Below are 21,474 nucleotides of genomic sequence, written 5' to 3' on the forward strand. Positions count from 1 at the left end.
GCGGATCCGTCCGACCGTCGGGCCTCCTACACTCGGGGCCATGCCCGCCACCGCCGATGCCCTCGCCCGCGCCACGGACGCCCTCGCGGCGGCCTTCGACGGCGGCGCCCCCGTCGAGCTGACCGCCGACGGCGCCGCGCTCCCCCGACCCGAGGCCCGCGACCCGCGCCGCTGCGGCGACCCGGACGCCGTCGCCGTGGTGCGCACCTCCGGGTCCACGGGCACGCCGAAGCAGATCGTCCTGACCGGCGCGGCCCTGCGCGCCTCGGCCGCGGCCACGGCCCGGCGGCTCGGCGGCGAGGGGGCGTGGCTGCTGGCCCTCGGCGTGCACTACGTGGCCGGGCTCGCCGTGCTCTCCCGCTCGATCGCGGCCGGGACCGCACCCGTGGCCCTGCCCCCGGGCCCGTTCACGCCCGCGGCGTTCGCCACCGGGGCGGCCGCCCTGCCCGACGATGCCGGCCCCCGGCTCGTCTCGCTCGTCCCCACCCAGCTCGCCCGCCTCCTCGCGGCCGACGCCGACCCGGCCGGGCGGGCGGCCCTGCGTTCCTTCGACCGCGTGCTCGTGGGCGGCGCCCGGCTCGATCCCGCGCTGCGGGCCGCGGCCGAGGCGGCGGGGGTGCGCCTCACCGCCACCTACGGCATGGCCGAGACGTGCGGCGGCTGCGTCTACGACGGCGTCCCGTTGCCCGGCGTCACCGCCGCGGTGGCCCCGGACGATCCCGACGCCCCGCCGCGCGTGCGCCTGGCCGGGCCCATGGTGGCGGCCGGCTACCTCGACGACCCCGCCCGCACCGCCGCCCACTTCGTCACCGCCGCGGACGGCGCCCGCGCCTTCCTGACCGAGGACACGGGCGTGCTCTCCCCCACCGACGACGGCGGCGTGCGGCTGGCCGTGACCGGCCGCCTGGACGACGTGGTCATCACGGGCGGGGTGAAGGTGTCCGCGGCGGCCGTGACCGCGGTGCTCGAGGCGCACCCGGGCGTCGCGGCGGCCCACGTGGCCGGCGTGCCGGATCCCGAGTGGGGCGCCCGGCTGTGCGCCGCCGTCGTGCCCGCCCACCCGGCCGCGGCCCCCGACGAGGCCGTCCTGCGCGCCCACGTGCGCGAGGCGCTGGGTGCGGCCGCGGTGCCCAAGACGTGGCTCGTCCTCGACGCCCTGCCCCTGCTCTCCACCGGCAAGATCGACCGGCAGGCCCTGGCCGCCCGGTTCACCGCCGGCTGAGCGCCGCCCCGCCCGCGTGGGAGAATGACCCGGGCCCGGCCGACGTCGGGCCCCGGCCGCGCGCCGCCGTCGACCCGGCCCGCCGCGCGCCGCTGCCCACCCCGCTCCCCAGGAGGAACCCCCGCCCATGGCCGCCACGCTCTCCCAGTGGGTCGCCGCCGCGCGCCTGCGCACGCTGCCCATGGCGATCGCCCCCGTGATCGTCGGTTCGGCCGCCGCCGCGGAGCTCGGCTCCTTCCACCTCGGCGCGGCGCTGCTGGCCCTCGTGGTGTCGCTCGCGCTGCAGATCGGCGTGAACTACGCCAACGACTACTCGGACGGCATCCGCGGCACCGACGACGAGCGCGTGGGCCCCTTCCGGCTCACCGTCTCCGGGCTCGTGCCCGCGGCCCAGGTGAAGCAGGCGGCCTTCGCGTTCTTCGGCCTCGCCGGGCTGGCCGGCCTGGGGCTCATCCTGCTCTCGGGGCACTGGTGGTTCCTGCTGATCGGCGTCGCCTGCGTGCTGGCCGCGTGGTTCTACACCGGCGGGAAGCGGCCGTACGGGTACCTCGGCCTCGGCGAGGTGTTCGTGTTCGTGTTCTTCGGGCTGGTGGCCGTCCTCGGCACCACGTACACCCAAGCCGGCGCCGTCAGCGGCCTGGCCTGGGCCGGCGCGATCGGCTGCGGGCTGATCTCCACGGCCCTGCTCATGGTCAACAACATCCGGGACATCCCCACGGACCGCGAGGTCGGGAAGATGACGCTGGCCGCCCGTCTGGGCGACGGACCCGCGCGGGCGTCCTACGGCGTCATGCTGGCCGTCGCCCTGCTGCTGCCGCTGTTCTGGGTGGCGGAGCACCCGGGACTGCTGCTCGTGCCGATCGGCAGCCTGCTCGCGATCCGGCCGATCCGCACGGTACTGCGCGCCGACGACCGCCGGACACTGATCCCGGTGCTGCGCGCGACCGGCGTGATCGGGATCGTCTACGCGATCACGTTCACCCTCGGCGCGCTGCTCTGAGCAGCACGGGATGACGGCGGCGTCGGCGGCGTCATGCGCCCCGTCGCCCCGCGGGGTTCACTCGCGGAACCGGCCCTCGGTGTAGGCGTCCTCGGCGTCCGCGTCGGCGGTCTCGGTGCGGCCCCGGCGGCCCGGGCGGCCCTCCCACGCGGCGGACAGGTCCTCGGTGGCCCCCGTGCGCAGGCGGCCGAGGAAGAGGTAGCTGACCGCGAACGTCAGGATCGTGGCCGCGATCACCCCGAAGATCATCCCGAGGTCCATCACGTAGTAGAACAGCGCCCACAGGGCGACGAAGACGACCACGCGGACCAGACCGTAGAAGAAGATGCGCACCGGTCCATCCTACGAGGACGGACGCCCCGCCCGCCGACCCCACAGCCCGCGCCTAGACTGGCGGGATGGGCCGCTTCATCATCCCCGCCGCGATCATCCTCGCGGGCCTGACCCTCTACGCGCTGTTCGAGGCGCTGTTGACCCCCGCCCGCGAGGTGCGCAGCCTGCCGAAGGCGGCGTGGGTGGCGGTCATCGTGCTCGTGCCGCTCGTGGGGCCGCTGCTGTGGCTGCTGCTCGGCCGCGCCCGCCCGGCCGGCCGTGCCGCGCCCCGGCCCACCGGGGCCCCGGACGATGACGAGGCGTTCCTGCGCAGCCTGCGCGCGCAGCGCCGCCAGGACGCCCGCGAGCAGGACCTGGACCGCCGCGAGGCCGAGCTGCGCGCCCGCGAGGAGGAGCTGCGCCGTCGTCGGGAGCAGGGCGACGACGACGCCGACCCGGACGGCGACGGCCCGCGCGCCTGAGGGGCCCCGCCGGACTCAGCCGGGCAGACCCGCGTACGAGTGCAGGCCCGGGAAGTACGTGTTCACGATCGTGTAGTTGAACACGATGCACAGGAAGCCCACGATGCTCAGCCAGGCCGCGCGGGCGCCGGTCCAGCCGCGGGTGGCGCGGGCGTGCAGGTACGCCGCGTAGACCACCCAGATGACGAAGGACCAGACCTCCTTGGTGTCCCAGTTCCAGTACCGGCCCCACGCGGCTTCGGCCCAGATGGCGCCGGCGATCACGGTGAACGTCCACATCACGAAGGCGATCGCGTTGAGGCGGTAGGACCAGTTCTCCAGCCCCTGCGCGGCCGGCACGAGGCGCAGGAACGCCCACGAGCGCTCGCCCGCCGCGGCGCGCTTCTCCGCACGGTCCTGCAGCAGCTGCAGCACGGACATCGCCGCGGTCAGCGCGAACAGCGAGCTGGCGAGCACGGCGATGGACACGTGGATGACGAGCCACGGCGACTGCAGCGGCGGCTGGAGGTGGCCCACCGGCGTCGGGAAGCCCATGGTGGCCGCGCACATCATGGCCACCACGAGACCGGTGACGAACGTGCCCACGAAGCGCAGGTCCTTGCGGAAGAGGAACAGCAGGTAGACGGTCGTGATCACGAGCGCGCCCGTGGTCATGAACTCGTACAGGTTGCCCCACGGCACGCGGGAGGCGGCGAGGCCGCGGGCGACGACGGCGAACGCGTGCAGCGCCCAGCCGACGGCCAGCACGGCCACGGCCACGTTGGCGACCGGGCGGCGGCCGCCGCCCGTGTAGTCCATGTCCTCGTCCACGAGGTCACCGTCCGCGTCGACGCCGGGCTCGGCGGCGGCGGCCGGCCGGGCCGTGTCGGAGTCGCTCGCGCCGACCGCCGTGGACCCGCCGACGGCGACCCCCACGGTCTCGTGGGCCGGAGCGGTGCGCACCTGCCCGCGCTGGGCCGCGAGGTCGGCCTCGAGGCGGCGGATGGTGGCCGAGGCGGTGGCCATGTCGATGGTGAACAGGATGAACGCCGCCGCGTACACGAGCGCGGCGATGAGCATGAAGAGGTCGCTGTACAGCGCCAGCTGCTCGTTCACGGGGGCCGTGGGGTTGAACACTGTCAGTCTCCTGATCGGGCGTCGGCGGGGCCGGCGGGGGTCTCGGGGGTGGTGGAGGTGGACTGGGGGGCGGCACCGGCCGCGGCGTCGTCGGCCGTCTCGGTGGCGGCGACGATGGGCCACCACTTCTCCATGGCGGCGCGCAGGGCCACGTGCTCCTCGTGGAGGCCGAACTCCTCGCCGCGGGCGAGCAGCGCGTACTCCACGCGGGTGCGGCCGTCGTCGTCGGTGCGGGCGCGCACCCACACGCGGCGGCGGCGGACGAACAGACTGATCGCCAGGCCGAGCAGGGCGGTGCCGGCGAACACGCCGACGCCCCACTTGCCCGGGTCGTAGTGGATGTCCAGGCCGACGTAGCGGCGGACGCCGTCGAAGCTGATGGAGCCCTTGCCCTCGGGCAGCTCGTACGTCTGGCCCGGGCTGAGCACGATGCCGCCGTTCTCGTTGGTGCGGCTGTTGAGCTCGGTGAGGGATGCGGTGTCCAGCACGTACACGTTCTGCGGGCGGCCGGTGTCCAGGCCGAGGTCCCCGTAGTACGAGTTCAGCTGCAGCTCCGGGTTGAGCAGCTCGGGGTCCGCGGAGAACGCGGCGCCTTCCTCGTCCTCCACCGCCGAGGGCAGGAAGAAGCCGACGAAGCCCAGCTGGTCCGGCCGCGCGTCGGGGACCTTGATGGTGGCCTGCGAGCCGTAGTTCTGGTCGAACACGCGGGTGACCACGGGGCCCTGGAAGGCCACGTCCCCGGCGCCGTCGCGGATGGTCACCACGGGCGCGTAGCCGTTGCCCACGAGGTAGACGCGCACGCCGTCGATGTCCAGCGGCTGGTTGACCTTGAGGATCTGGCGCTGGAGCTCGCCGCCGGAGCCCTCGCGGACGTCCATGACGGCGGTGTAGTCCAGCGGCTGGCCGTAGTGGGTCTCGGACTCGCGGTCGAACACGGCGTCGAAGGAGTCGAGGGTGAGGGAGAACGGCTGGAGGTCGTCCGCGCTGAAGTAGGTGCCGGGGGTGAAGGAGTCGTAGGCCACGAGGTTGTTGGCGAAGCCCTCGCCCTCCACGATGATCTTCTGCCCGCCGTACTTGGTCATGCCGCCGTAGGCCATGAACACGAGCACGCCGATCAGCGAGACGTGGAACAGGATGTTGCCGATCTCGCGCAGGTATCCGCGCTCGGCGCCCACGGACGCGCCGCCGGCCTCGGGGCGGTGCTCCACGCGGTAGCGGCGCTTGCGCAGCCACGCCTGGGCTCTGGCCACGGCCTCCTCGGGGCTCGGGCCGCCCTCCTCGAGGACGACGACGCCGGAGGCCGGCAGGCGCGTCAGGTTGCGGGGGGTGCGGGCCGGGGGCTGGCGCAGGGCCTTGGCGTGCTGGATGGCGCGCGGCCACACGCAGCCCACGAGGGAGACGAACAGCAGCAGGTAGATGGCCGAGAACCAGACGGAGTTGTAGACGTCGAAGAACTGCAGGGCGTCCAGGACGGGGCCCCACACGGGGTTGTCCTCGATCCACTGGTCCACGATCTCGGGGCCGGCACGGCGCTGGGGCACGAGGGAGCCGGGCACGGCGGCGACGGCGAGCAGGAGCAGCAGCATGAGCGCGGTGCTCATGCTGGTCAGCTGGGTCCAGATCCAGCGCAGGGTGCCCGCCAGGCCGAGGCGCGGCAGGGTGACGGGCTCGGAGCGCGTCCGGGCGGCCTTGGAGCTCACAGGGGCATCTCCCATTCGTTGGCGAACCACAGCTGCAGCTGCGTGGTCCAGGCGGTCCAGACGCCGGTGACCATGAGCAGGCCCAGCGCGATCAGCAGGGCGCCGCCGAGGCGCATGATCAGCACGCGGTGCCGGCGGAAGAACCCGAGGGCCCGCATGCCGCGCTCCATGCCGAGGGCCATGAGCACGAACGGCAGGCCCAGGCCGAGGCAGTAGAGGAAGGCGAGCAGGGCGCCGCGGCCCACGGAGCCGGAGCTGGCCGTGGACATGGCCAGGACGGCGGCCATGGTGGGGCCGATGCACGGCGCCCAGCCCAGGCCGAAGGTCATGCCCAGCAGGGGCGCGCCGACCAGGCCGGCGGCGGGCTTGAAGTGGACGCGGCGCTCCTGCTGAAGCCGGCCGCCGCCGCCGAGGAACACGAGGCCCATGAGCATCACGAGCACGCCGAGCACGGGGGTGACCCAGGCGCCGTCGCGCCGCAGCCAGACCATGGCCTGGGTGAACACCACGGTGATGCCCACGAACACCACGGCGAACCCGAGCACGAACAGCACGGAGCCGAGCACGAGGCGCCCGCGGCGGCGGCTGGTGAGCACGTCCCCGCCGAGGCCGGTGACGTACCCGAGGTAGCCGGGCACGAGCGGCAGCACGCACGGGGAGAGGAAGGAGATCAGGCCGGCCAGCACGGCGATCGGCGCGGCCAGCAGCAGGGAGCCGTCGAGGGCGATCTCGGCGAAGGGGTTGCTCTGCATGGACACGGCGGCCGGGTCAGGCCGCGGCCTCGTCCACCACGGTGGTGAGCAGGGCGCGCAGGGTGGACTCCTCCACGGCGCCGAGCACGCGGGCGGCCACGCGGCCCTCGACGTCCAGGACGAGGGTGGAGGGCACGGCCTGCGGGGGCACGTAGTCGGTCATGTTCAGGAGCACGTCCCCGCGGGCGTCCTCGATGGACGGGTAGGGGATCTCGAAGGTGCGCTCGAAGGCCTGCGCGGTGGTGACGGTGTCCCGGACGTTCACGCCGAGGAACCGCACCCCCTGCGGGGCGAACTGCTCGTGCAGGGAGACGAGGTGGGGGGCCTCGACGCGGCACGGCGCGCAGGCGGCGTACCAGAAGTTCAGCAGGGCGGGGGTGCCGCGCAGGCTCGCGCCGGTCACGGGGGTGCCGTCGAAGAGCTCGGCGGCGAACTCCACGGGGGCGCCGCGCTCGGCGGGGGCGATCTCCAGGACGGAGCCGTCGCCGGCGATGTAGTTCTTGCCGTCCGCGTTGCCCGCCTGCCGCGCGAGCGAGTCGTCACCGCCCGAGCAGGCCGCGAGCGCCGGCGCCAGGCTGGCGAGGGCGAGGCCGGTCAGCAGGGTGCGGCGGGACGGACGGGGCGGGGTGTGCATGGCGTGACTGCCCTCCAGGGGATGCGCGGCGCTGGATTCCGGGGACCTGGGGAGTCTACTGTCCGCCCCGCATTCTGACTGAACCCTGGACGTCACACCCCCACCCCGTGGGAGGCCGCGGCCGGCGTCGTCGACGCCGGCCGCCGTCGGGGCCTCAGGCGCCCGGCAGGGAGGAGGCGTCCTTGAGCAGGGCCTGGTTCGGTTCGTGGTACTCGACGCGCGGCACCCTGCGCCCTTCCTCGTACACGAGCGAGGTCACGGAGGTCAGCGAGCACTCACGCCGGCGCGGGTCGTGCCACAGCGGACGGCCCTCGACGGCCAGGCGCGTCACCCAGATCGGCAGCTGGTGCGAGACGAGCACGGACTCGGCGCCGGGCCCCTCGGCGGCCACGGCCTCGCCGCGGAGCCGGTCGACGACGGCCAGCATCCGGGCGGCCTGCGCGCGGTACGGCTCGCCCCAGGACGGGCGCAGGGGATTGCGCAGCCGGGGCCACAGCCGCGGGTTCCGCTTCAGCGACGCCGCCACCTGGGACATGCCCTCGAAGGCGTTCTCCGCCTCGATCAGGTCCGGCTCGGTGACCAGCGGCAGGTCGAACGCGGCCGCGATGGGCGCGGCGGTCTGCTGCGCGCGGGTCAGCGGGGAGGCGGCGACGACGGCGGGCGCCCGGCCGGTCTGCGCGGCACGCTCCTCGAACCACGCGGCCACGCCCCGGGCCATCTCGTGGCCGAGCTCCGAGAGCCTGAACTCCGGCAGGCGGCCGTAGAGGACACGATCGGGGTTGTGGACTTCTCCGTGGCGGACCAGGTGGACGGTGGCGAGCGTCTGCATGGGGCCAGTCTGGCAGAGGCGGACCGGCGGCCCCGGCGGTAGCGTGGGGCACAGCTCGGCGCGACCGCGCCGCCAACCCCCGTCCGCACCGAGGCGCCGCGAGCGTCGGCGTCGCTAGGAGGCCCCATGTCCGGCACCTCGCCCACCGATCCCCACGGCAGCCAGAACCCGTACGGCGCCGACCCGTACGGCGCCGCCCCGCAGAGGCCGACCCCAGGCTCCCCCGACCCGGCGGGCGCGAGCCCGTACGGCCAGAACCCCTACGGCGCACCGCCGGCGACTCCGTACGGCGCCCCGGGCCAGGCGGGGATGCCCCCGGCCCCCTCCCCCCGCGGCCCGGCCGGCTGGCAGTCTCCCGGCCCGGTCGAGCTGCCCCCGCGACCGCGCTCCCTGACAGCCGCGTTCTGGCTGATCGTCTCGGGCGGCCTCCTGCTGCTGGCGACGACCCTGCTCGCGGCCTTCGCCCTCACCCAGCCGGAAGGTCAGGCAGCGATCCAGCAGGAGCTGGACCGGTCCGTCGAGCAGATGAATCTGCCCGCCGACCAGGCGGAGCAGATGCGCGCCATGATGGACGGGATGCTTCCGGCCCTCGCCACGACGGCGGCCGTGTTCGGCGTGGTCGCGTTCCTCGTCTACCTGTGGGTGGCGTTCGCGATCCGCGGCGGCTCGCGCGCCGCGCGCATCGTCGGAACGGTGCTGGCGTCCCTGTCCGTGCTGGTGCTGGTCTCCAACGCGGTGATGGGGGCGTTCAGCCCGCTGGACCTGGTGTGGGTGGGCCTCGGCGTCGCCGGCATCGTGCTCGCCTACCGCCCGGACGCCACGGAGTACATGCGGCTGAAGGCCTGGCAGCGCTTCGCGCGCCGCTGAGCCCGCTCAGGCCCGCGGGGCGTCCAGGTGCCGGCCCAGGCGGGCCGGGTCCACGCGCCAGAAGTCGCGCTGGACGCCGTCGACGAACAGCACGGGCACCTCGTCCGCGAACCGCTCGAGCAGGGCCGGGTGCGCGGCGCCGTCGACGGCCTCCCAGGCCTCGCCCCGCGCATCGCACACCTGCGCCACCGCGGCCTCGGCCTCGGCGCACAGGTGACAGCCGGGCTTCACGAGCAGCTGGACACGGGCGGTGGCGGCGGGCAGGTCGGCGGTCATGGCCCCACTCTACGGATCGCCGTCCACGACGAAGCCGCCGTCCCCCCGGAAGGGGACGGCGGCTTCGTCTCGTCAGCGCCCGGAGGGCGCGGGCGTCACTTCTTGTTGCGACGCTGGTGACGGGTCTTGCGAAGCAGCTTGCGGTGCTTCTTCTTCGACATGCGCTTGCGGCGCTTCTTGATCACAGATCCCATGGGGACTCCTTGAATCGGGGCGAGGGTCGGCGGTCGTGGGACCGCAGGCATCCGGGGCGCCGGACACGCCGACCCGCATTCCACCGGATGTGGAACGCCTGGAAACGTTCTCGGCCACAATACCGGCCGCACGGGCCGCGGTCGAACCGGGACGCGGGCCGGCTCAGTCGAACCAGGGGTCCAGCCCGTGCAGCGGGAACACCTCGCGGCGCGTGGCCATGATCGACTGGTCCACCGGGTCGGCCGGGTCGTAGCCCACCTCCCACGAGCGCCACCACACGTCCGCGTCCTCGCCCATCACGGTGGGGATCCGCTCGGCGTCGTCCCCCTCGTGCACGGACATGTCCCCGGTCAGCTCGTCCGCGGTGAGGGTCCGGACGTGCTCGATCCAGGCGGCGGGGATCTCGCTCTTCACCGGGATCGGGGTCTGCAGGACGGCGGCGGTCAGGTGGGCCCACGCGCGCGGCACCACCCGCAGCGGGTTGTAGCCGCCGCCCCCGGTGGCCAGCCACCGGCCGTGCGCGAACCGGTCGGCCCAGTCGCCGACGTCGAATGCGAGCTGGCGCTGGCCGTCCACGCTCAGCCGCAGGTCGGCGAGCGGGTCCGTGCGGTGACCGTCGCAGCCGTGCTGGCTGACCAGCACGTCCGGGGCGAACGCCTGCAGCAGCGGGGGGACCACGGCGTGGGCGGCGCGCAGGAAGCCGGCGTCGCCGGTGCGCGGGGGCAGCGCGACGTTCACCGCCGTGCCCTGGGCGGCCGAGCCGCCGATCTCGTTGGCGAAGCCCGTGCCCGGGAACAGGCTGATGCCCGTCTCGTGCAGGGAGATGGTGAGCACGCGGGGGTCGTCGTAGAAGATCGACTGCGTGCCGTCGCCGTGGTGCGCGTCCACGTCGACGTAGGCCACGCGCTCCGCGCCGAGGTCCAGCAGGCGCTGGATGGCCACGGCGCAGTCGTTGTAGATGCAGAACCCGGACGCCGAGGACCGGGCGGCGTGGTGCATGCCGCCCGCGAAGTTCACGGCGCGGTCCACCTCGCCGGACCAGATCGCCTCCGCGGCGACGAGGGAGCCGCCCGCGATCCGGGCGGCGGACTCGTGCAGGTCCGGGAACACGGGACAGTCCTCGGTGCCCAGGCCGAAGCGGCCGTCCTCGGCCGACGACGTCGCCGCGGCCCGGCGGACGGCGGCGACGTACTCGGGGTCGTGGACGAGGGCGAGCTGCTCGTCCGTGGCCACGGGCGGCTCCACGATCCGCACGTGGGGCGCGTCCAGCAGGCCGAACGCCTCCACGAGCCGGTGCGTGAGATCCAGCCGCAGGGGCGCCATCGGGTGCTCCGCGCTGAACCGGTAGCGGAGCAGGCTGGAGTCCCACACCACAGCAGCGGGGGTGGGAGCGGGAGGGGTGGACGTGGTGCTCATCACGGTCCAGCCTAGGGCTCCGGGCGGCACGGTGGCGACGATCGCCTCGGATGTCTCGCCCGCGTGACGCGCGGGCCACGGCGCGCGCGATACTGGGAGCCGGTCCGTTTCCCGTCCCCCGTGCAGGAGGTGCCCCGTGGCAGGTCCCCGTCCGACTCCGCACGCCCGCCGCCACGGCGGGGTGCGCCGGCCCGGCGGCCTCCCCCGGCCCGGCCAGGCCTCCACGCTGGAGTCCTCGACCGACCTGCGCACGGTGCTGCGGCGCTCGGGCCGCGCCGTCAGCTCCGTGGTGGGTGGCTCCCCGGCCCGCGCCGCCCTCTCCGCCTTCGCCCTCATGGCCCTGGTGTTCACCGGGCTCCTCGCCCTGCCGTGGGCCGCGGCGGACGGTCACGCCACCCCCCTGCACGACGCCATGTTCACCGCGGTCTCCGCCTTCTCCGTGACCGGTCTGACCACCGTCAACACGGCCGTGCACTGGTCCCCCGCGGGCCAGGTGATCATCCTCGTGGCCATCCAGATCGGCGGCCTGGGCATCCTCTCGATGGCCTCGCTGCTCACGCTGGCCGTCTCCCGGCACCTGGGCCTGAGATCGAAGCTGGCGACGCAGCAGGCGGGCATGACCTCCGGCAGTCTCGGCGAGGTCGGCCAGCTGCTGCGCGTCGTCGTCCTGACGGTGCTGACCGCCGAGGCCGCGCTGGCGCTCTTCCTCGTGCCGCGGTTCGCGGCCATCTCGGGTTCGTGGCTCACCGGCCTGTGGCACGGGGTCTTCTACTCGGTCAGCGCCTTCAACAACGCGGGGTTCAGCCTGCACGTGGACGGCCTGCCGGAGATCATGCACGACCCGGTGATCATCACGGTGCTCGGCGTCGGCGTGTTCTTCGGTGCGCTCGGCTTCCCCGTGGTCATGGTGCTGCTGGAGAAGGGGTGGCGGTTCCGGCAGTGGAACCTGCACACCAAGCTCACGGTCGAGGTGACGCTGGCGCTGCTGGTGCTCGGCGCCGTCGCCCTCTTCTTCTTCGAGGCGGGCAACCCGGCGACCCAGGCCGGGATGGGCTTCTGGCAGCGGGTCGGGCACTCGCTCTTCGGTTCCGTGATGACCCGCTCCGGCGGCTTCGCGATCGACGACACGAACGCGCACCGGCCCGAGTCCCTGCTGCTCATGGACGCGCTGATGTTCGTGGGCGGCGGGTCCGCCTCCACCGCGGGCGGCATCAAGGTGACCACGCTGGCGATCATGTTCCTCGCGATCGTGGCGGAGGCGCGCGGCGACCGCGAGGTGACGGCGCACGGCCGCACGATCGCCCCCGAGTCCCTGCGCGTGGCCATCGCGGTGCTCGCCCTCGGTGCCACCCTCGTGCTCGTGGCCACTCTGGCGCTGGTGCACATCACCGACGAGTCCCTCCAGCGGCCCCTGTTCGAGGTGATCTCCGCGTTCGGCACGTGCGGGCTCTCCGTGGGCGTCTCCGCGGAGAGCCCACCGGCCGGCAAGTACGTCCTGACGGCCATGATGTTCGCGGGCCGCGTTGGTACGATCACGTTCGCCGCCGCCCTGGCCCTGCGCCAGCGGCGCGTGCTCTACCGCTACCCCGTCGAGAGGCCGGTCATTGGCTGACACCCCGCAGCGCACCGATCCCAACGCCCCCGTGCTCCTCGTGGGGCTGGGCCGCTTCGGCGCCGCCACGGCCGAGGAGCTCGTCGCACAGGGCCGCGAGGTGCTCGCCGTCGAGCGGGACCCCGTCCTCGTGCAGCGCTACGCCCCCTCGTTGACCCACGTGGTGGAGGCGGACGCCACCGACTCCGAGGCCCTGCGCCAGCTCGGTGCGCAGGACTTCTCGACGGCGGTGGTCGGCGTGGGCACCTCCATCGAGGCATCGGTGCTGATCACCGTGAACCTCGTGGACCTGGAGATCCCCCACATCTGGGTGAAGGCGATCAGCGAGGCGCACGGCACGATCCTCAAGCGGATCGGGGCGAACCACGTGATCTTCCCGGAGCACGACGCCGGCGTGCGCGCCGCCCACCTCGTGAACGGGCGCATGCTCGACTTCATCGAGTTCGACGACGACTTCGCGATCGTGAAGATGTACCCGCCGGCCGAGTGCGTGGGCTTCACGCTCGCCGAGTCCAAGGTGCGCTCCAAGTACGGCGTGACCGTGGTGGGCGTGAAGACCCCGGGCGAGGACTTCACCTACGCCCAGCCGGACACCCGGGTGGGCCCGCGCGACACCCTCATCGTCTCTGGCCACACCGACCTCATCGACCGGTTCGCGGCCCGGCCCTGAGGCATGCCCGCGCCGTCAGGCCCCGAACTCCTCGGCCATCTCCTTGTCGCGCTGCGCGGCCGCGTCCATGGCACGGTTCACGAGGTCGCCCATGCCGCCGTCCAGGAACGCCTCCACGGCCTTCTCGGTGGTCCCGTTCGGGCTCATCACGGCCTTGCGCAGAGCCTCGGCCCTGGCCCCCTCCTGCTGGAGCATGATGCCGGCTCCCTTGACGGTGGCCGCGGCCATGGCCTCGGCGGAGGCGGCGTCCAGTCCCATCTCCGCACCGTGGGCGGCGATCAGCTCGGCCAGCAGAAACACGTAGGCCGGGGCGGAGCCGGCGGTCGCCACCACGGCGGAGAGCTGCTCCTCGGCCACCGGCACCACCAGGCCGGAGCCCTCGAAGAGAGCGCGCACGGCGGTGGTCTGCTCCTCGGTGACGCCCGGCCCGGGGGCCACGCCCACGACGCCGGAGCCCACCGTCAGGGGCGTGTTCGGCATGGTCCGCACGATCGGCTGCCCCGCCGGCAGCACGGCGGCCATGGTCGCGGCGGTGACGCCGGCTGCCACGGACACCACCACGGTCTCGGGGCGCAGCGACGGCGCCAGGTCCGTGAGGGTGGCGACCATGTCCTTCGGCTTCACGCCCACCAGGACGATGTCCGCCTCAGCGACCGCGGCATGGTTGGCGCGTTCGTCCCGCTCCTGGGAGGTCACGGTGACGCCGTGCTGCGCGGCGGCCTTCTCGGCGGAGGCGGCGGAGCGGGTGGTCGCGGTGACGTCCTCGGCGCGCACGGCGCCGGCCTCGAGGGCTCCGGCGAGGATCGCGCCGGTCATGGTGCCCAGGCCCAGGATGGTCAGCTTCATGGTCGGTCCATCTCCTTCGTGGTCGGGCGCAGAACGCCGCCGTCGTGGTGGTGGTCGGTCCCGCCGGCGGCCAGGTGCTCGCGGGCGAACGCGAGCGAGGCGGCGAGCATCTCCTCCCGCTGGCCCGCGTACTCCACGCCGCGCGTGCCCACCTCCACGCACACCGTGCCGGCCAGGCCCGCGGTCGCCAGGTGGCGCAGGGTCTCGGCCACGGGCTGGGTGCCCTCGCCGGGGACCAGGTGGTCGTCCTTGCCGGAGTCGTTGCCGTCGGTGAGGTGGACGTGCCGCAGCCGCGGGCCGAGCTCGCGGACGGCCGCCAGGGAGTCCGCCCGCGCGATGGCCGCGTGGGAGAAGTCCCAGCAGATGTGCTCGTACGGCTCGGGCAGCGGGTTCCAGTGCGGCAGGTACATCTTGGCCTTGCGGCCGTAGGCCCGCCACGGGTACATGTTCTCCACGGCGATCACGACGCCGGTCTCCGCCATGAGCTCGTGGATGCCCTCGGCGAAGCGCACCGCGTACGTGCCCTGCCAGCGGAACGGCGGGTGGGCGACCACGGTGGCCGCGCCCACGGCCTGCGCCAGCTCCACGGAGCGGCGGATCTTGGACCACGCGGAGCCCCAGACCTGCTGCGTGAACAGCAGGGTGGGCGCGTGGATGGAGTCGATGGGCATCCCGTGCCGCTCGGACAGCCGCGTCAGCCGCCGCGCGTCCTGGCTCCACGCGTTGTGCGTGACCATGACCTCCACGCCGTCGTAGCCGAGGTCCTCGGCGGTGGCGAACACGTCCTGGGTGCCCAGGGGGAACACGGACGAGGAGGACAGGGTCACGGGGATGTCCGCTCCGAAGCGCGCCGCGGGGGCCAGGTGCGCGGTGGAGTCCGGCATGGTCAGCGCACCCCCAGGCTCAGTCCCGGCAGGAGGGTGTCCGGGTTGAGGTTCACGTGGCCGACGCCGGGCCGGCCGTCCCGGGTGAGGTGGCCCTCGAGCATGAGCGCGTCGAGGCGGTTGAGGATCAGGCCCTCGCGCAGCGCCCACGGGCAGATCTCGAGCTGGGCGATGCCGAACGTGCGCATGGCCGTCAGCGCGACGATCGCCCCCGCGAACACCTGGTGCGCGCGCACGTCCGAGACGCCGGGCAGCTCCGCCCGCTCCGCGACGGTCATCGCCGCGAGGCGGTTCACCCACAGGTGCAGGTCGTCCGCGCGCAGGTGCCGCTTCACGAAGGGGCCCGCCGCCGACGGCGCCGCCCCGGTGATCCGGGCGAGGGAGCGGAACGTCTTCGAGGTGGCGGTGACCACCACGGGCGACTCGATGCGCGGGAAGGCCGTATACGCCTCCTCGAGTCGCTTCTCCACGTGCTTGCGGAGCTTCTTCACCGCCTTGGGGCTGGGCGGGTCCTCGAGCACCCAGTCGCGGGTGAGGCGGCCGGCGCCCAGCGGCAGGGACAGGGCGTGCGAGGGCAGCTCGTCCTGGCCGTAGGCGATCTCGAAGGAGCCGCCGCCGATGTCGAAGTTCAGGATGGAGCCGGCGCCCCAGCCCTGCCAGCGGCGCACGGCGAAGTACGTCATGGCCGACTCCTGGTCCCCCGTGAGCTCGGAGAGGTGCACACCGGTCTCGGCCTGCACGCGGGCCAGCACGGCGGCGCCGTTCGCGGACTCGCGGATCGCCGAGGTGCAGAACGAGATCATGTCCTCCGCCCGATGCTCCTCCGCGAACGCGGCGGCCTCCCGGACGAAGTCCACGAGCTCCCGCTGTCCCTCCTCCGTGATCGCCCCGTCGGCGTCCTGGTAGCGGATCAGCGGAAGGGAGCGCTTGTGCTCCGCGTAGGCGACGGGGCGGGCCCCCGGGTGGGCGTCCACGAGCAGCAGGTGGACGGTGTTGGACCCGATGTCCAGGACGCCGAGGCGCATGGCGCTCAGGCCTTCTTCCGCGCGGTGGTCTTCTTGGCCGGGGCCTTGCGGGCCGCCGGCTTCTTGGCACCGCCGCGGGTGGCCGGGCCCTTGGCACGCTTGTCCGCGAGCAGCTGGTAGGCCTCCTCCGCCGTGAGCTCCTCGGGCTGACGGCCGCGCGGGACGGTGATGTTGGTGACCCCGTCCGTGACGTACGGGCCGAAGCGGCCCTCCTTCACGGTGACCTTCTTGCCGGAGACCGGGTCCTCGCCGAACTCGGCCAGCGGCGGCTTGGCGGCCCCGCGGCCACGCTGCTTCGGCTGGGCGTAGATCTCGAGGGCCTGCTCCTGCGTGATGCTGAAGATCTGGTCCTCGGACTCGAGCGAGCGCGAGTCCGAGCCCTTCTTCAGGTAGGGCCCGAAGCGGCCGTTCTGGGCGGTGATGACCTCGCCCTCGGCGTCCGCGCCCACGACGCGCGGCAGGGACATCAGCTGCAGCGCCTGCTCGAGGGTCACGGTGTCCACGGACATGCTCTTGAAGAGGGAGCCGGTGCGGGGCTTCTCCTTGGCCGGCTTCTTCTTCGGCTTGGGCTTGCCGTTCTTGTAGTACTCGGTGGGCTGGGCGTCGAGCCAGGCCTGCAGCTCCTCCTCGGTCATCTCCGGGATGACCTCGGTGACGTAGGGCCCGTAGCGCCCGTCCCTGGCGACGACGGTCCGGCCCGTCTCCGGGTCCGTGCCGAGCTCGCGCTCGGAGGGCTGGGCGGTGGCGAACAGCTCCTCGGCCTTGGCCGGGGTGAGCTCGTCCGGGGCCAGGTCCTCGGGGACGTTGGCGCGCGGCGGGGTGGCGCCCGCCTCCGCGTCGGCCGGCAGCGACCGCTCCAGGTACGGGCCGTACTGGCCCACCCGCAGGGTGATGTCCTCGGTGATCGGCAGCGAGTTCACGGCCCGCGCGTCGATCTCGCCGAGGTTGTCCACCACGTGCTTGAGGCCCTCGACGCCCTTCTCCGTCTCCGCGGCGGGGGCCCCGAAGTAGAAGGTCTGCAGCCAGGCCTCGCGGCCGAGCTCGCCCGCCGCGATCCGGTCGAGGTCGTCCTCCATGCGGGCCGTGAAGTCGTAGTCCACGTACTTCGCGAAGTAGTCCTCGAGCAGCCCGATCACCGCGAACGCGGTCCACGACGGGACGAGCGCGGTGCCGCGCTTGGACACGTAGCCGCGGTCCATGATCGTGGAGATCGTCGGGGCGTACGTGGAGGGACGCCCGATCTCGCGGCGCTCCAGCTCGGCGACGATCGACGCCTCGGTGTAGCGGGCCGGCGGGGAGGTCTCGTGCCCGGTGGCCTCGATCGGGTCACCGGTGAGGCGCTCGCCCTGGGCCACCTGCGGCAGGCGGCGGTCCTTGGCCTCCGCGTTCTCGCCGTCGACCTCGGCGTCCCGGCCCTCCTCGTACGCGTCGAGGAAGCCCTTGAACGTGATGACCGTGCCCGAGGCGCTGAACTGCGCGAGGCGGCCGTCCTGCGCGGTGGCCGAGAGCCGCAGCGTGGCGGTGTAGCCCTTGGCGTCGGCCATCTGCGAGGCCACGGTGCGCTTCCAGATCAGCTCGTACAGGCGGAACTCGTCCGGGCGCAGCTCGGCCTTGACCTGGGCCGGGGTCCGGAAGGAGTCCCCCGCGGGCCGGATGGCCTCGTGGGCCTCCTGCGCGGTCTCGTTGCGCTTGGCGTAGACGCGCGGCTGGGCCGGCACGGCGTCCGCCCCGTAGAGCTCGGTAGCCTGGCGCCGGGCGGCCTGCACGGCCTCCTGCGAGAGGTTCACCGAGTCCGTGCGCATGTACGTGATGTAGCCGTTCTCGTACAGGCGCTGGGCCACCTGCATGGAGACGCGGGAGCTCATGCGGAGCTTGCGGGCGGCCTCCTGCTGCAGCGTGGAGGTGGTGAAGGGGGCGGCCGGGCGGCGGGTGTACGGCTTGTCCTCCACCGAGTCGACCGTGAAGTCCGCCCCGCGCAGACCCTCGGCCAGCGAGCGGGCGCCGGCCTCGTCCAGGTGGGTCACCTTCTTGCCGGCGGAGGCCTTGAGCCGCCCGGCGTCGTCGAAGTCGCGGCCCGTGGCCACGCGCTGGCCGTCCACCGTGCTGAGGCGGGCCGTGAACGAGCTGCCCACGGCGTCCGCGGCCTGCGCGCCCTCGGCCACCGTGAAGGTGCCCTCCACGCCCCAGTAGTGGGCGGAGACGAAGGCCATGCGCTCCCGCTCGCGCTCGACGACGAGGCGGGTGGCCACCGACTGCACGCGGCCCGCCGAGAGCCCGCGGGAGACCTTGCGCCAGAGCACCGGCGAGAGCTCGTAGCCGAACAGGCGGTCGAGGATGCGGCGCGTCTCCTGGGCGTCCACGAGGGCCGTGTCCAGCTCACGGATGTTCTCCAGACCGCGGCGCACGCCCTCCTTGGTGATCTCGCCGAAGGTCATGCGGTACACCGGCACCGTGGGCTTGAGGGTGTCCAGCAGGTGCCAGGCGATGGCCTCGCCCTCGCGGTCCGCATCCGTGGCGAGGTAGAGGGCCTCGGCGTCCTTGAGCTCGCGCTTGAGCTCGGTGACCTTCTTCTTCTTGTCCGGGTGCACCACGTAGTACGGGGTGAAGCCGTGCTCCGTGTCCACGGCGAACTTGCCGAACGGGCCCTTCTTCATCTCCGCCGGCAGGTCCGAGGGCTTGGGCAGGTCGCGGATGTGCCCCACGGAGGAGTCCACCACCCAGCCCTCGCCCACCGCGTTGAGGTACTTCGCGATGGACTTGCTCTTGGCCGGGGACTCCACGATGACCAGCTTCTTGCCCGAGGGCACGGGAGCGGTCACGGAAGCGGGGGGAGTGGACAACGGGTCCTCCTGGGACGGGATTGTTGCGGATCCGGGGCCGACGCGAGCCGACCCGCGTCCGCCGCGGACGGACGTCCCCACATCGTAGGGCGCGCTGACCACGATAACGCCCGGCGTCCCCGCGCCCGCCACCGCCCGATCGTCAGCCCTCCACCAGGAACCCGTCCTCGTACAGCTCCCGCAGCGCGGCCAGCAGGCCGGCCCGCCCGACGTCGTCCAGCTCCAGCAGCGCGGCGACCGCGCCCACCAGCTGCCCCACGGACAGCTCGCCGTCGCTGGCGGACAGCACGCCCGCCGTCGCGGTGTCCAGGCGCGCCACGCGCCGGAACCCGGAGCCCTGCCGGGCCAGGATCACCTCGGGGTGCTCCGCCCCGAACCGCTGGTGCCGCTCTTCCGTGACGTCCGCGGCCACGCGCAGGTGCAGGCCCCGCAGCGCGGCCAGGGCCGGGTCCCCGACGGCGTCCCCGGCCCCGGCGCCCGCGGCGAGCCGGTCCCGGCGGGCGACGGCGGCGGCCCACGCGGCGCCGAGGGCCTCATCCACGGGCTGGGTCAGCTCCTCAACGACCACCCACCCCCGGCCCTGGGAGCCGTCCGCGGCGGGCCGACGCAGCCACACGTGTCCGAAGCCGACCCCGGCCACGCCGCGGGCGTCGAAGTCCTCCAGGTACCCGCGGTAGGCGGCCTCATAGGCGGGCGGGTCGAGCTCGAGCGAGGAGTCCTGCAGCCACGTCTCCGCGTAGCCCGCGGGGTCCTGCCGGTCGCGCTGGAGCAACCAGGCCTGCATCCCCGGCGCCACCCACGAACGCGGGCGCGCGTTCCACGGTGCGGTGTCGGCGTCGGTGGTGTCCCCCGCCGGGATCTCCCAGTTGGCGAGCAGCTGCGCGGTGCCGCCCTCGGCGAGCACGTCCGGCAGGGCCGCGATCAGCTCCGCGACGATCCGGTCGCCCTCACGGCCGCCGTCGCGGTAGGTCAGCACGGGCGCGTCCGGGTCCGTGCGCGGGGTGATCACGAACGGCGGGTTCGAGACCACGAGGTCGAACCGCTCCCCCGCCACCGGCGCCAGCAGATCGCCGGCCGCCAGCCGGACCCGGTCCTCGAGCCGCTCCCGGTCGAGGCCGAGCACGTCCGCGTTGAGCAGCAGGTTGAACCGGGTGAAGGCGAGGGCGCGCTCGGAGAGGTCCGTGGCGGTCACGTGGTCGGCGTGGGCGAGCAGGTGCAGGGTCTGGATCCCGCAGCCCACCCCCACGTCCAGGGCGCGGGCCACGGGACGGCGCTGCGTGGCGCCGGCGAGCGTGAGGGAGGCCCGACCGATGCCGAGCACGTGCTCGGGAGGCAGCGGGCCGCGCCGCTGCAGGGCCGTCAGGTCCGAGGCGATCCACATCCGGCCCGGCTCGTCCGCGTCGTACGGCGAGAGGTCCACCGCGCCGCGCACGCGCCCGTCCGGCCCCTCGACGACGAGCCCGGCCGCCACGGCCCCGGCCAGACCGAGGCTGGGCAGCGCGGCGTCGAGGTCGGCGGCGGGGACGGGGTCGCCGAGCAGCCAGGCCCCGACGGCGGCGGCGAGGCCCCGCGTGCCGTGCCGGTCGCCGGGGCCGGCTGCGTCGTCGTGCCGGCCGGGGCCCGCCAGGTGACCGGCGACGACGCGGCGGGCGGCCTCGGCGTGCTCGCGGTCCAGGGCGAGCGTGGCCACGGCTCCGAGCAGCCCCTCGACGGCGGCGGTGGTGAACGGCAGGGCCGCCAGGTCCGCGGCGAGGGCCGCGGCCGTGGCCGGGGTCAGCCGCGGGGCGGGGGGCGACGGGGGTGTCGGGACGGGACTCATGCCTCGGTCCTCTCGGCGGGGTGGGGGCGGTGGGCGCAGAAGGGGCAGCGGTGCTCGGGGTCGTCGGCGGCGCAGGCCGCGCAGCGGACCTCGAGCGTGGTGCAGGCCGGGTCGGCGCAGTTGCGCAGCGCCGAGGTCGGGGCCTCGCACGTGACGCACCGGCCGATGGTCTCGGCATCGGCGGTGAAGCGGGTGGACAGGCGTCGGTCGAACACGGCCAGCTCGCCCCGCCACAGTCCGGCGTCGCCGCGGGCCTCGCCGTAGCGGACGATGCCGCCGTCGAGCTGGTAGACCTCGGCGAAGCCGCGGTCCTTGAGCAGGGCGGAGAGGACCTCGCAGCGCACGCCGCCCGTGCAGTAGGTGATCAGCGGCGCGTCCTTGAGGTGGTCCAGGGCCCCGGAGTCGACGGCGGCGAGCAGGTCGCGGGTGGTGTGCGCGTCCGGGACCACGGCCCCGTCGAAGCGGCCGATGGCCGCCTCCACCGTGTTGCGGCCGTCGAGGAAGCGCACGGGGTTCGCGGTGCCGGCGCGCTCGGCGACCAGCGCGTCCACCTGGACGGGCGTGAGCCGCTCCCCCGTGCCGACGATCCCGTCCGCGTCCACGGTGACGCGCTCGGGGGCCCCGAACGCGACGAGCTCGGGCTTGACCTTGACCGAGAGGCGGGGGAAGTCCGCCGCCGAGCCGTCCGACCACTTCACTTCGAGGTCCCGGAACGCCGGATGCTCCCGCGTGCCGCGCATGTAGCGCTTGACGGCGTCGACCGGTCCGCCGACGGTCCCGTTGATCCCCTGCGGCGACACGATGATCCGGCCGGTCAGGCCGAGGGACGCGGCGAGCGTGCGCTGCCACAGCCGCACCGCCTCGGGGTCGGCGAGCGGGGTGAACCGGTAGTACAGCGCGATGCGCGAGAGGGGGGCGGTGCTCATCAAGGTCCAGGCTAGTGCGCGACCCCGGACGCCACGGCCGTGAGGGCGGGC

The 21,474-nt window shown here is 74.0% G+C and carries 21 protein-coding genes; 6 read left to right on the forward strand and 15 right to left on the reverse strand.

From position 1 onward, the window contains the following. Positions 1 to 40 precede the first annotated feature (40 nt). Complete coding sequence (locus tag ACFI33_RS03865; protein ID WP_036337146.1) at positions 41 to 1,222, forward strand: AMP-binding protein; 1,182 nt, start codon at positions 41 to 43, stop codon at positions 1,220 to 1,222. Between the two features lie 127 nt (positions 1,223 to 1,349). Further along, positions 1,350 to 2,222 carry a 1,4-dihydroxy-2-naphthoate polyprenyltransferase gene (locus ACFI33_RS03870; RefSeq protein ID WP_127435633.1) on the forward strand — a complete coding sequence of 291 codons (873 nt, stop codon included), beginning with the start codon at positions 1,350 to 1,352 and terminating at the stop codon, positions 2,220 to 2,222. A gap of 57 nt (positions 2,223 to 2,279) precedes the next feature. Here ACFI33_RS03870 and ACFI33_RS03875 read toward each other — a convergent pair whose 3' ends face one another. Next, complete coding sequence (locus ACFI33_RS03875) at positions 2,280 to 2,555, reverse strand: DUF4229 domain-containing protein (RefSeq protein WP_010080315.1); 276 nt, start codon at positions 2,553 to 2,555, stop codon at positions 2,280 to 2,282. A gap of 65 nt (positions 2,556 to 2,620) precedes the next feature. Here ACFI33_RS03875 and ACFI33_RS03880 point away from each other — a divergent pair, with 65 nt between their 5' ends. Then, positions 2,621 to 3,016, forward strand: a complete 396-nt coding sequence (locus tag ACFI33_RS03880) for a PLDc N-terminal domain-containing protein (protein WP_036336899.1) — start codon at positions 2,621 to 2,623, stop codon at positions 3,014 to 3,016. Between the two features lie 15 nt (positions 3,017 to 3,031). Here the strand turns inward: ACFI33_RS03880 and ccsB are convergent, their stop codons facing one another. The 5 genes from ccsB to ACFI33_RS03905 all read right to left on the reverse strand — a co-directional run bounded on the left by ccsB (position 3,032) and on the right by ACFI33_RS03905 (position 8,047). Beyond that, a complete protein-coding gene (gene ccsB, locus ACFI33_RS03885; protein WP_010080313.1) occupies positions 3,032 to 4,132 on the reverse strand; it encodes a c-type cytochrome biogenesis protein CcsB in 1,101 nt (366 codons plus the stop codon). A gap of 2 nt (positions 4,133 to 4,134) precedes the next feature. Next, positions 4,135 to 5,832, reverse strand: coding sequence for a cytochrome c biogenesis protein ResB (gene resB, locus ACFI33_RS03890; RefSeq protein WP_049147931.1), 1,698 nt, complete (start codon positions 5,830 to 5,832; stop codon positions 4,135 to 4,137). Continuing rightward, entirely contained in the window at positions 5,829 to 6,584 is a 756-nt protein-coding gene (locus ACFI33_RS03895; RefSeq protein ID WP_036336893.1) for a cytochrome c biogenesis CcdA family protein, read from the reverse strand. Before ACFI33_RS03895 ends, resB begins: the two co-directional genes overlap by 4 nt. Positions 6,585 to 6,600: 16 nt before the next feature. After that, entirely contained in the window at positions 6,601 to 7,218 is a 618-nt protein-coding gene (locus tag ACFI33_RS03900; RefSeq protein WP_036317264.1) for a TlpA family protein disulfide reductase, read from the reverse strand. A 154-nt stretch (positions 7,219 to 7,372) separates the two neighbouring features. Further along, entirely contained in the window at positions 7,373 to 8,047 is a 675-nt protein-coding gene (locus tag ACFI33_RS03905; protein ID WP_036384321.1) for a histidine phosphatase family protein, read from the reverse strand. A 126-nt stretch (positions 8,048 to 8,173) separates the two neighbouring features. Between ACFI33_RS03905 and ACFI33_RS03910 the strand changes: the two genes are divergently transcribed. Further along, on the forward strand, positions 8,174 to 8,914 hold the full coding sequence (locus ACFI33_RS03910) for a Bax inhibitor 1 family protein (RefSeq protein WP_036384318.1): 741 nt from the start codon (positions 8,174 to 8,176) through the stop codon (positions 8,912 to 8,914). A 6-nt stretch (positions 8,915 to 8,920) separates the two neighbouring features. On the opposite strand, the gene ACFI33_RS03915 is transcribed toward ACFI33_RS03910, so the two are convergent. From ACFI33_RS03915 to ACFI33_RS03925, 3 genes are all read right to left on the reverse strand, one after another. Beyond that, complete coding sequence (locus tag ACFI33_RS03915; RefSeq protein WP_036384316.1) at positions 8,921 to 9,190, reverse strand: glutaredoxin family protein; 270 nt, start codon at positions 9,188 to 9,190, stop codon at positions 8,921 to 8,923. Between the two features lie 95 nt (positions 9,191 to 9,285). Next, on the reverse strand, positions 9,286 to 9,384 hold the full coding sequence (locus ACFI33_RS03920) for a 30S ribosomal protein bS22 (protein ID WP_005504750.1): 99 nt from the start codon (positions 9,382 to 9,384) through the stop codon (positions 9,286 to 9,288). Between the two features lie 163 nt (positions 9,385 to 9,547). After that, positions 9,548 to 10,801: an acetoin utilization protein AcuC gene (locus tag ACFI33_RS03925; RefSeq protein WP_036317274.1), complete on the reverse strand. Its 1,254-nt coding sequence runs from the start codon at positions 10,799 to 10,801 to the stop codon at positions 9,548 to 9,550. A gap of 136 nt (positions 10,802 to 10,937) precedes the next feature. Between ACFI33_RS03925 and ACFI33_RS03930 the strand changes: the two genes are divergently transcribed. After that, positions 10,938 to 12,413 carry a TrkH family potassium uptake protein gene (locus ACFI33_RS03930; protein WP_036317276.1) on the forward strand — a complete coding sequence of 492 codons (1,476 nt, stop codon included), beginning with the start codon at positions 10,938 to 10,940 and terminating at the stop codon, positions 12,411 to 12,413. Next, complete coding sequence (locus ACFI33_RS03935) at positions 12,406 to 13,083, forward strand: potassium channel family protein (RefSeq protein ID WP_152743364.1); 678 nt, start codon at positions 12,406 to 12,408, stop codon at positions 13,081 to 13,083. Before ACFI33_RS03930 ends, ACFI33_RS03935 begins: the two co-directional genes overlap by 8 nt. Positions 13,084 to 13,098: 15 nt before the next feature. On the opposite strand, the gene proC is transcribed toward ACFI33_RS03935, so the two are convergent. From proC to trhO, 6 genes are all read right to left on the reverse strand, one after another. Next, positions 13,099 to 13,929: a pyrroline-5-carboxylate reductase gene (gene proC, locus ACFI33_RS03940; RefSeq protein WP_036317279.1), complete on the reverse strand. Its 831-nt coding sequence runs from the start codon at positions 13,927 to 13,929 to the stop codon at positions 13,099 to 13,101. After that, entirely contained in the window at positions 13,926 to 14,813 is an 888-nt protein-coding gene (locus tag ACFI33_RS03945) for a sugar phosphate isomerase/epimerase family protein (RefSeq protein ID WP_036341218.1), read from the reverse strand. The genes proC and ACFI33_RS03945 overlap by 4 nt, the downstream gene beginning before the upstream one ends. Positions 14,814 to 14,815: 2 nt before the next feature. Beyond that, positions 14,816 to 15,838 (reverse strand): Ppx/GppA family phosphatase, encoded by a 1,023-nt coding sequence (locus ACFI33_RS03950; RefSeq protein WP_036341216.1) that lies wholly within the window; start codon positions 15,836 to 15,838, stop codon positions 14,816 to 14,818. A gap of 5 nt (positions 15,839 to 15,843) precedes the next feature. After that, positions 15,844 to 18,678 (reverse strand): type I DNA topoisomerase, encoded by a 2,835-nt coding sequence (gene topA / locus ACFI33_RS03955; protein WP_036341214.1) that lies wholly within the window; start codon positions 18,676 to 18,678, stop codon positions 15,844 to 15,846. A 142-nt stretch (positions 18,679 to 18,820) separates the two neighbouring features. Further along, entirely contained in the window at positions 18,821 to 20,497 is a 1,677-nt protein-coding gene (locus tag ACFI33_RS03960; protein ID WP_144818502.1) for a DUF7059 domain-containing protein, read from the reverse strand. After that, complete coding sequence (gene trhO, locus ACFI33_RS03965) at positions 20,494 to 21,423, reverse strand: oxygen-dependent tRNA uridine(34) hydroxylase TrhO (RefSeq protein ID WP_127445994.1); 930 nt, start codon at positions 21,421 to 21,423, stop codon at positions 20,494 to 20,496. Before trhO ends, ACFI33_RS03960 begins: the two co-directional genes overlap by 4 nt. Positions 21,424 to 21,474: the final 51 nt, after the last annotated feature.

This window comes from Micrococcus sp. PSi08 (genome assembly GCF_054960655.1).

What these genes read in the sequence shown, in the direction of transcription:
- ACFI33_RS03865 (WP_036337146.1), top strand. Translation starts at nt 41, where the DNA reads ATGCCCGCCACCGCCGATGCCCTCGCCCGCGCCACGGACGCCCTCGCG.
- ACFI33_RS03870 (WP_127435633.1), top strand. Translation starts at nt 1,350, where the DNA reads ATGGCCGCCACGCTCTCCCAGTGGGTCGCCGCCGCGCGCCTGCGCACG.
- ACFI33_RS03880 (WP_036336899.1), top strand. Translation starts at nt 2,621, where the DNA reads ATGGGCCGCTTCATCATCCCCGCCGCGATCATCCTCGCGGGCCTGACC.
- ACFI33_RS03895 (WP_036336893.1), bottom strand. Translation starts at nt 6,584, where the DNA reads ATGCAGAGCAACCCCTTCGCCGAGATCGCCCTCGACGGCTCCCTGCTG.
- ACFI33_RS03900 (WP_036317264.1), bottom strand. Translation starts at nt 7,218, where the DNA reads ATGCACACCCCGCCCCGTCCGTCCCGCCGCACCCTGCTGACCGGCCTC.
- ACFI33_RS03905 (WP_036384321.1), bottom strand. Translation starts at nt 8,047, where the DNA reads ATGCAGACGCTCGCCACCGTCCACCTGGTCCGCCACGGAGAAGTCCAC.
- ACFI33_RS03910 (WP_036384318.1), top strand. Translation starts at nt 8,174, where the DNA reads ATGTCCGGCACCTCGCCCACCGATCCCCACGGCAGCCAGAACCCGTAC.
- ACFI33_RS03915 (WP_036384316.1), bottom strand. Translation starts at nt 9,190, where the DNA reads ATGACCGCCGACCTGCCCGCCGCCACCGCCCGTGTCCAGCTGCTCGTG.
- ACFI33_RS03920 (WP_005504750.1), bottom strand. Translation starts at nt 9,384, where the DNA reads ATGGGATCTGTGATCAAGAAGCGCCGCAAGCGCATGTCGAAGAAGAAG.
- ACFI33_RS03925 (WP_036317274.1), bottom strand. Translation starts at nt 10,801, where the DNA reads ATGAGCACCACGTCCACCCCTCCCGCTCCCACCCCCGCTGCTGTGGTG.
- proC (WP_036317279.1), bottom strand. Translation starts at nt 13,929, where the DNA reads ATGAAGCTGACCATCCTGGGCCTGGGCACCATGACCGGCGCGATCCTC.
- ACFI33_RS03945 (WP_036341218.1), bottom strand. Translation starts at nt 14,813, where the DNA reads ATGCCGGACTCCACCGCGCACCTGGCCCCCGCGGCGCGCTTCGGAGCG.
- ACFI33_RS03950 (WP_036341216.1), bottom strand. Translation starts at nt 15,838, where the DNA reads ATGCGCCTCGGCGTCCTGGACATCGGGTCCAACACCGTCCACCTGCTG.
- ACFI33_RS03960 (WP_144818502.1), bottom strand. Translation starts at nt 20,497, where the DNA reads ATGAGTCCCGTCCCGACACCCCCGTCGCCCCCCGCCCCGCGGCTGACC.
- trhO (WP_127445994.1), bottom strand. Translation starts at nt 21,423, where the DNA reads ATGAGCACCGCCCCCCTCTCGCGCATCGCGCTGTACTACCGGTTCACC.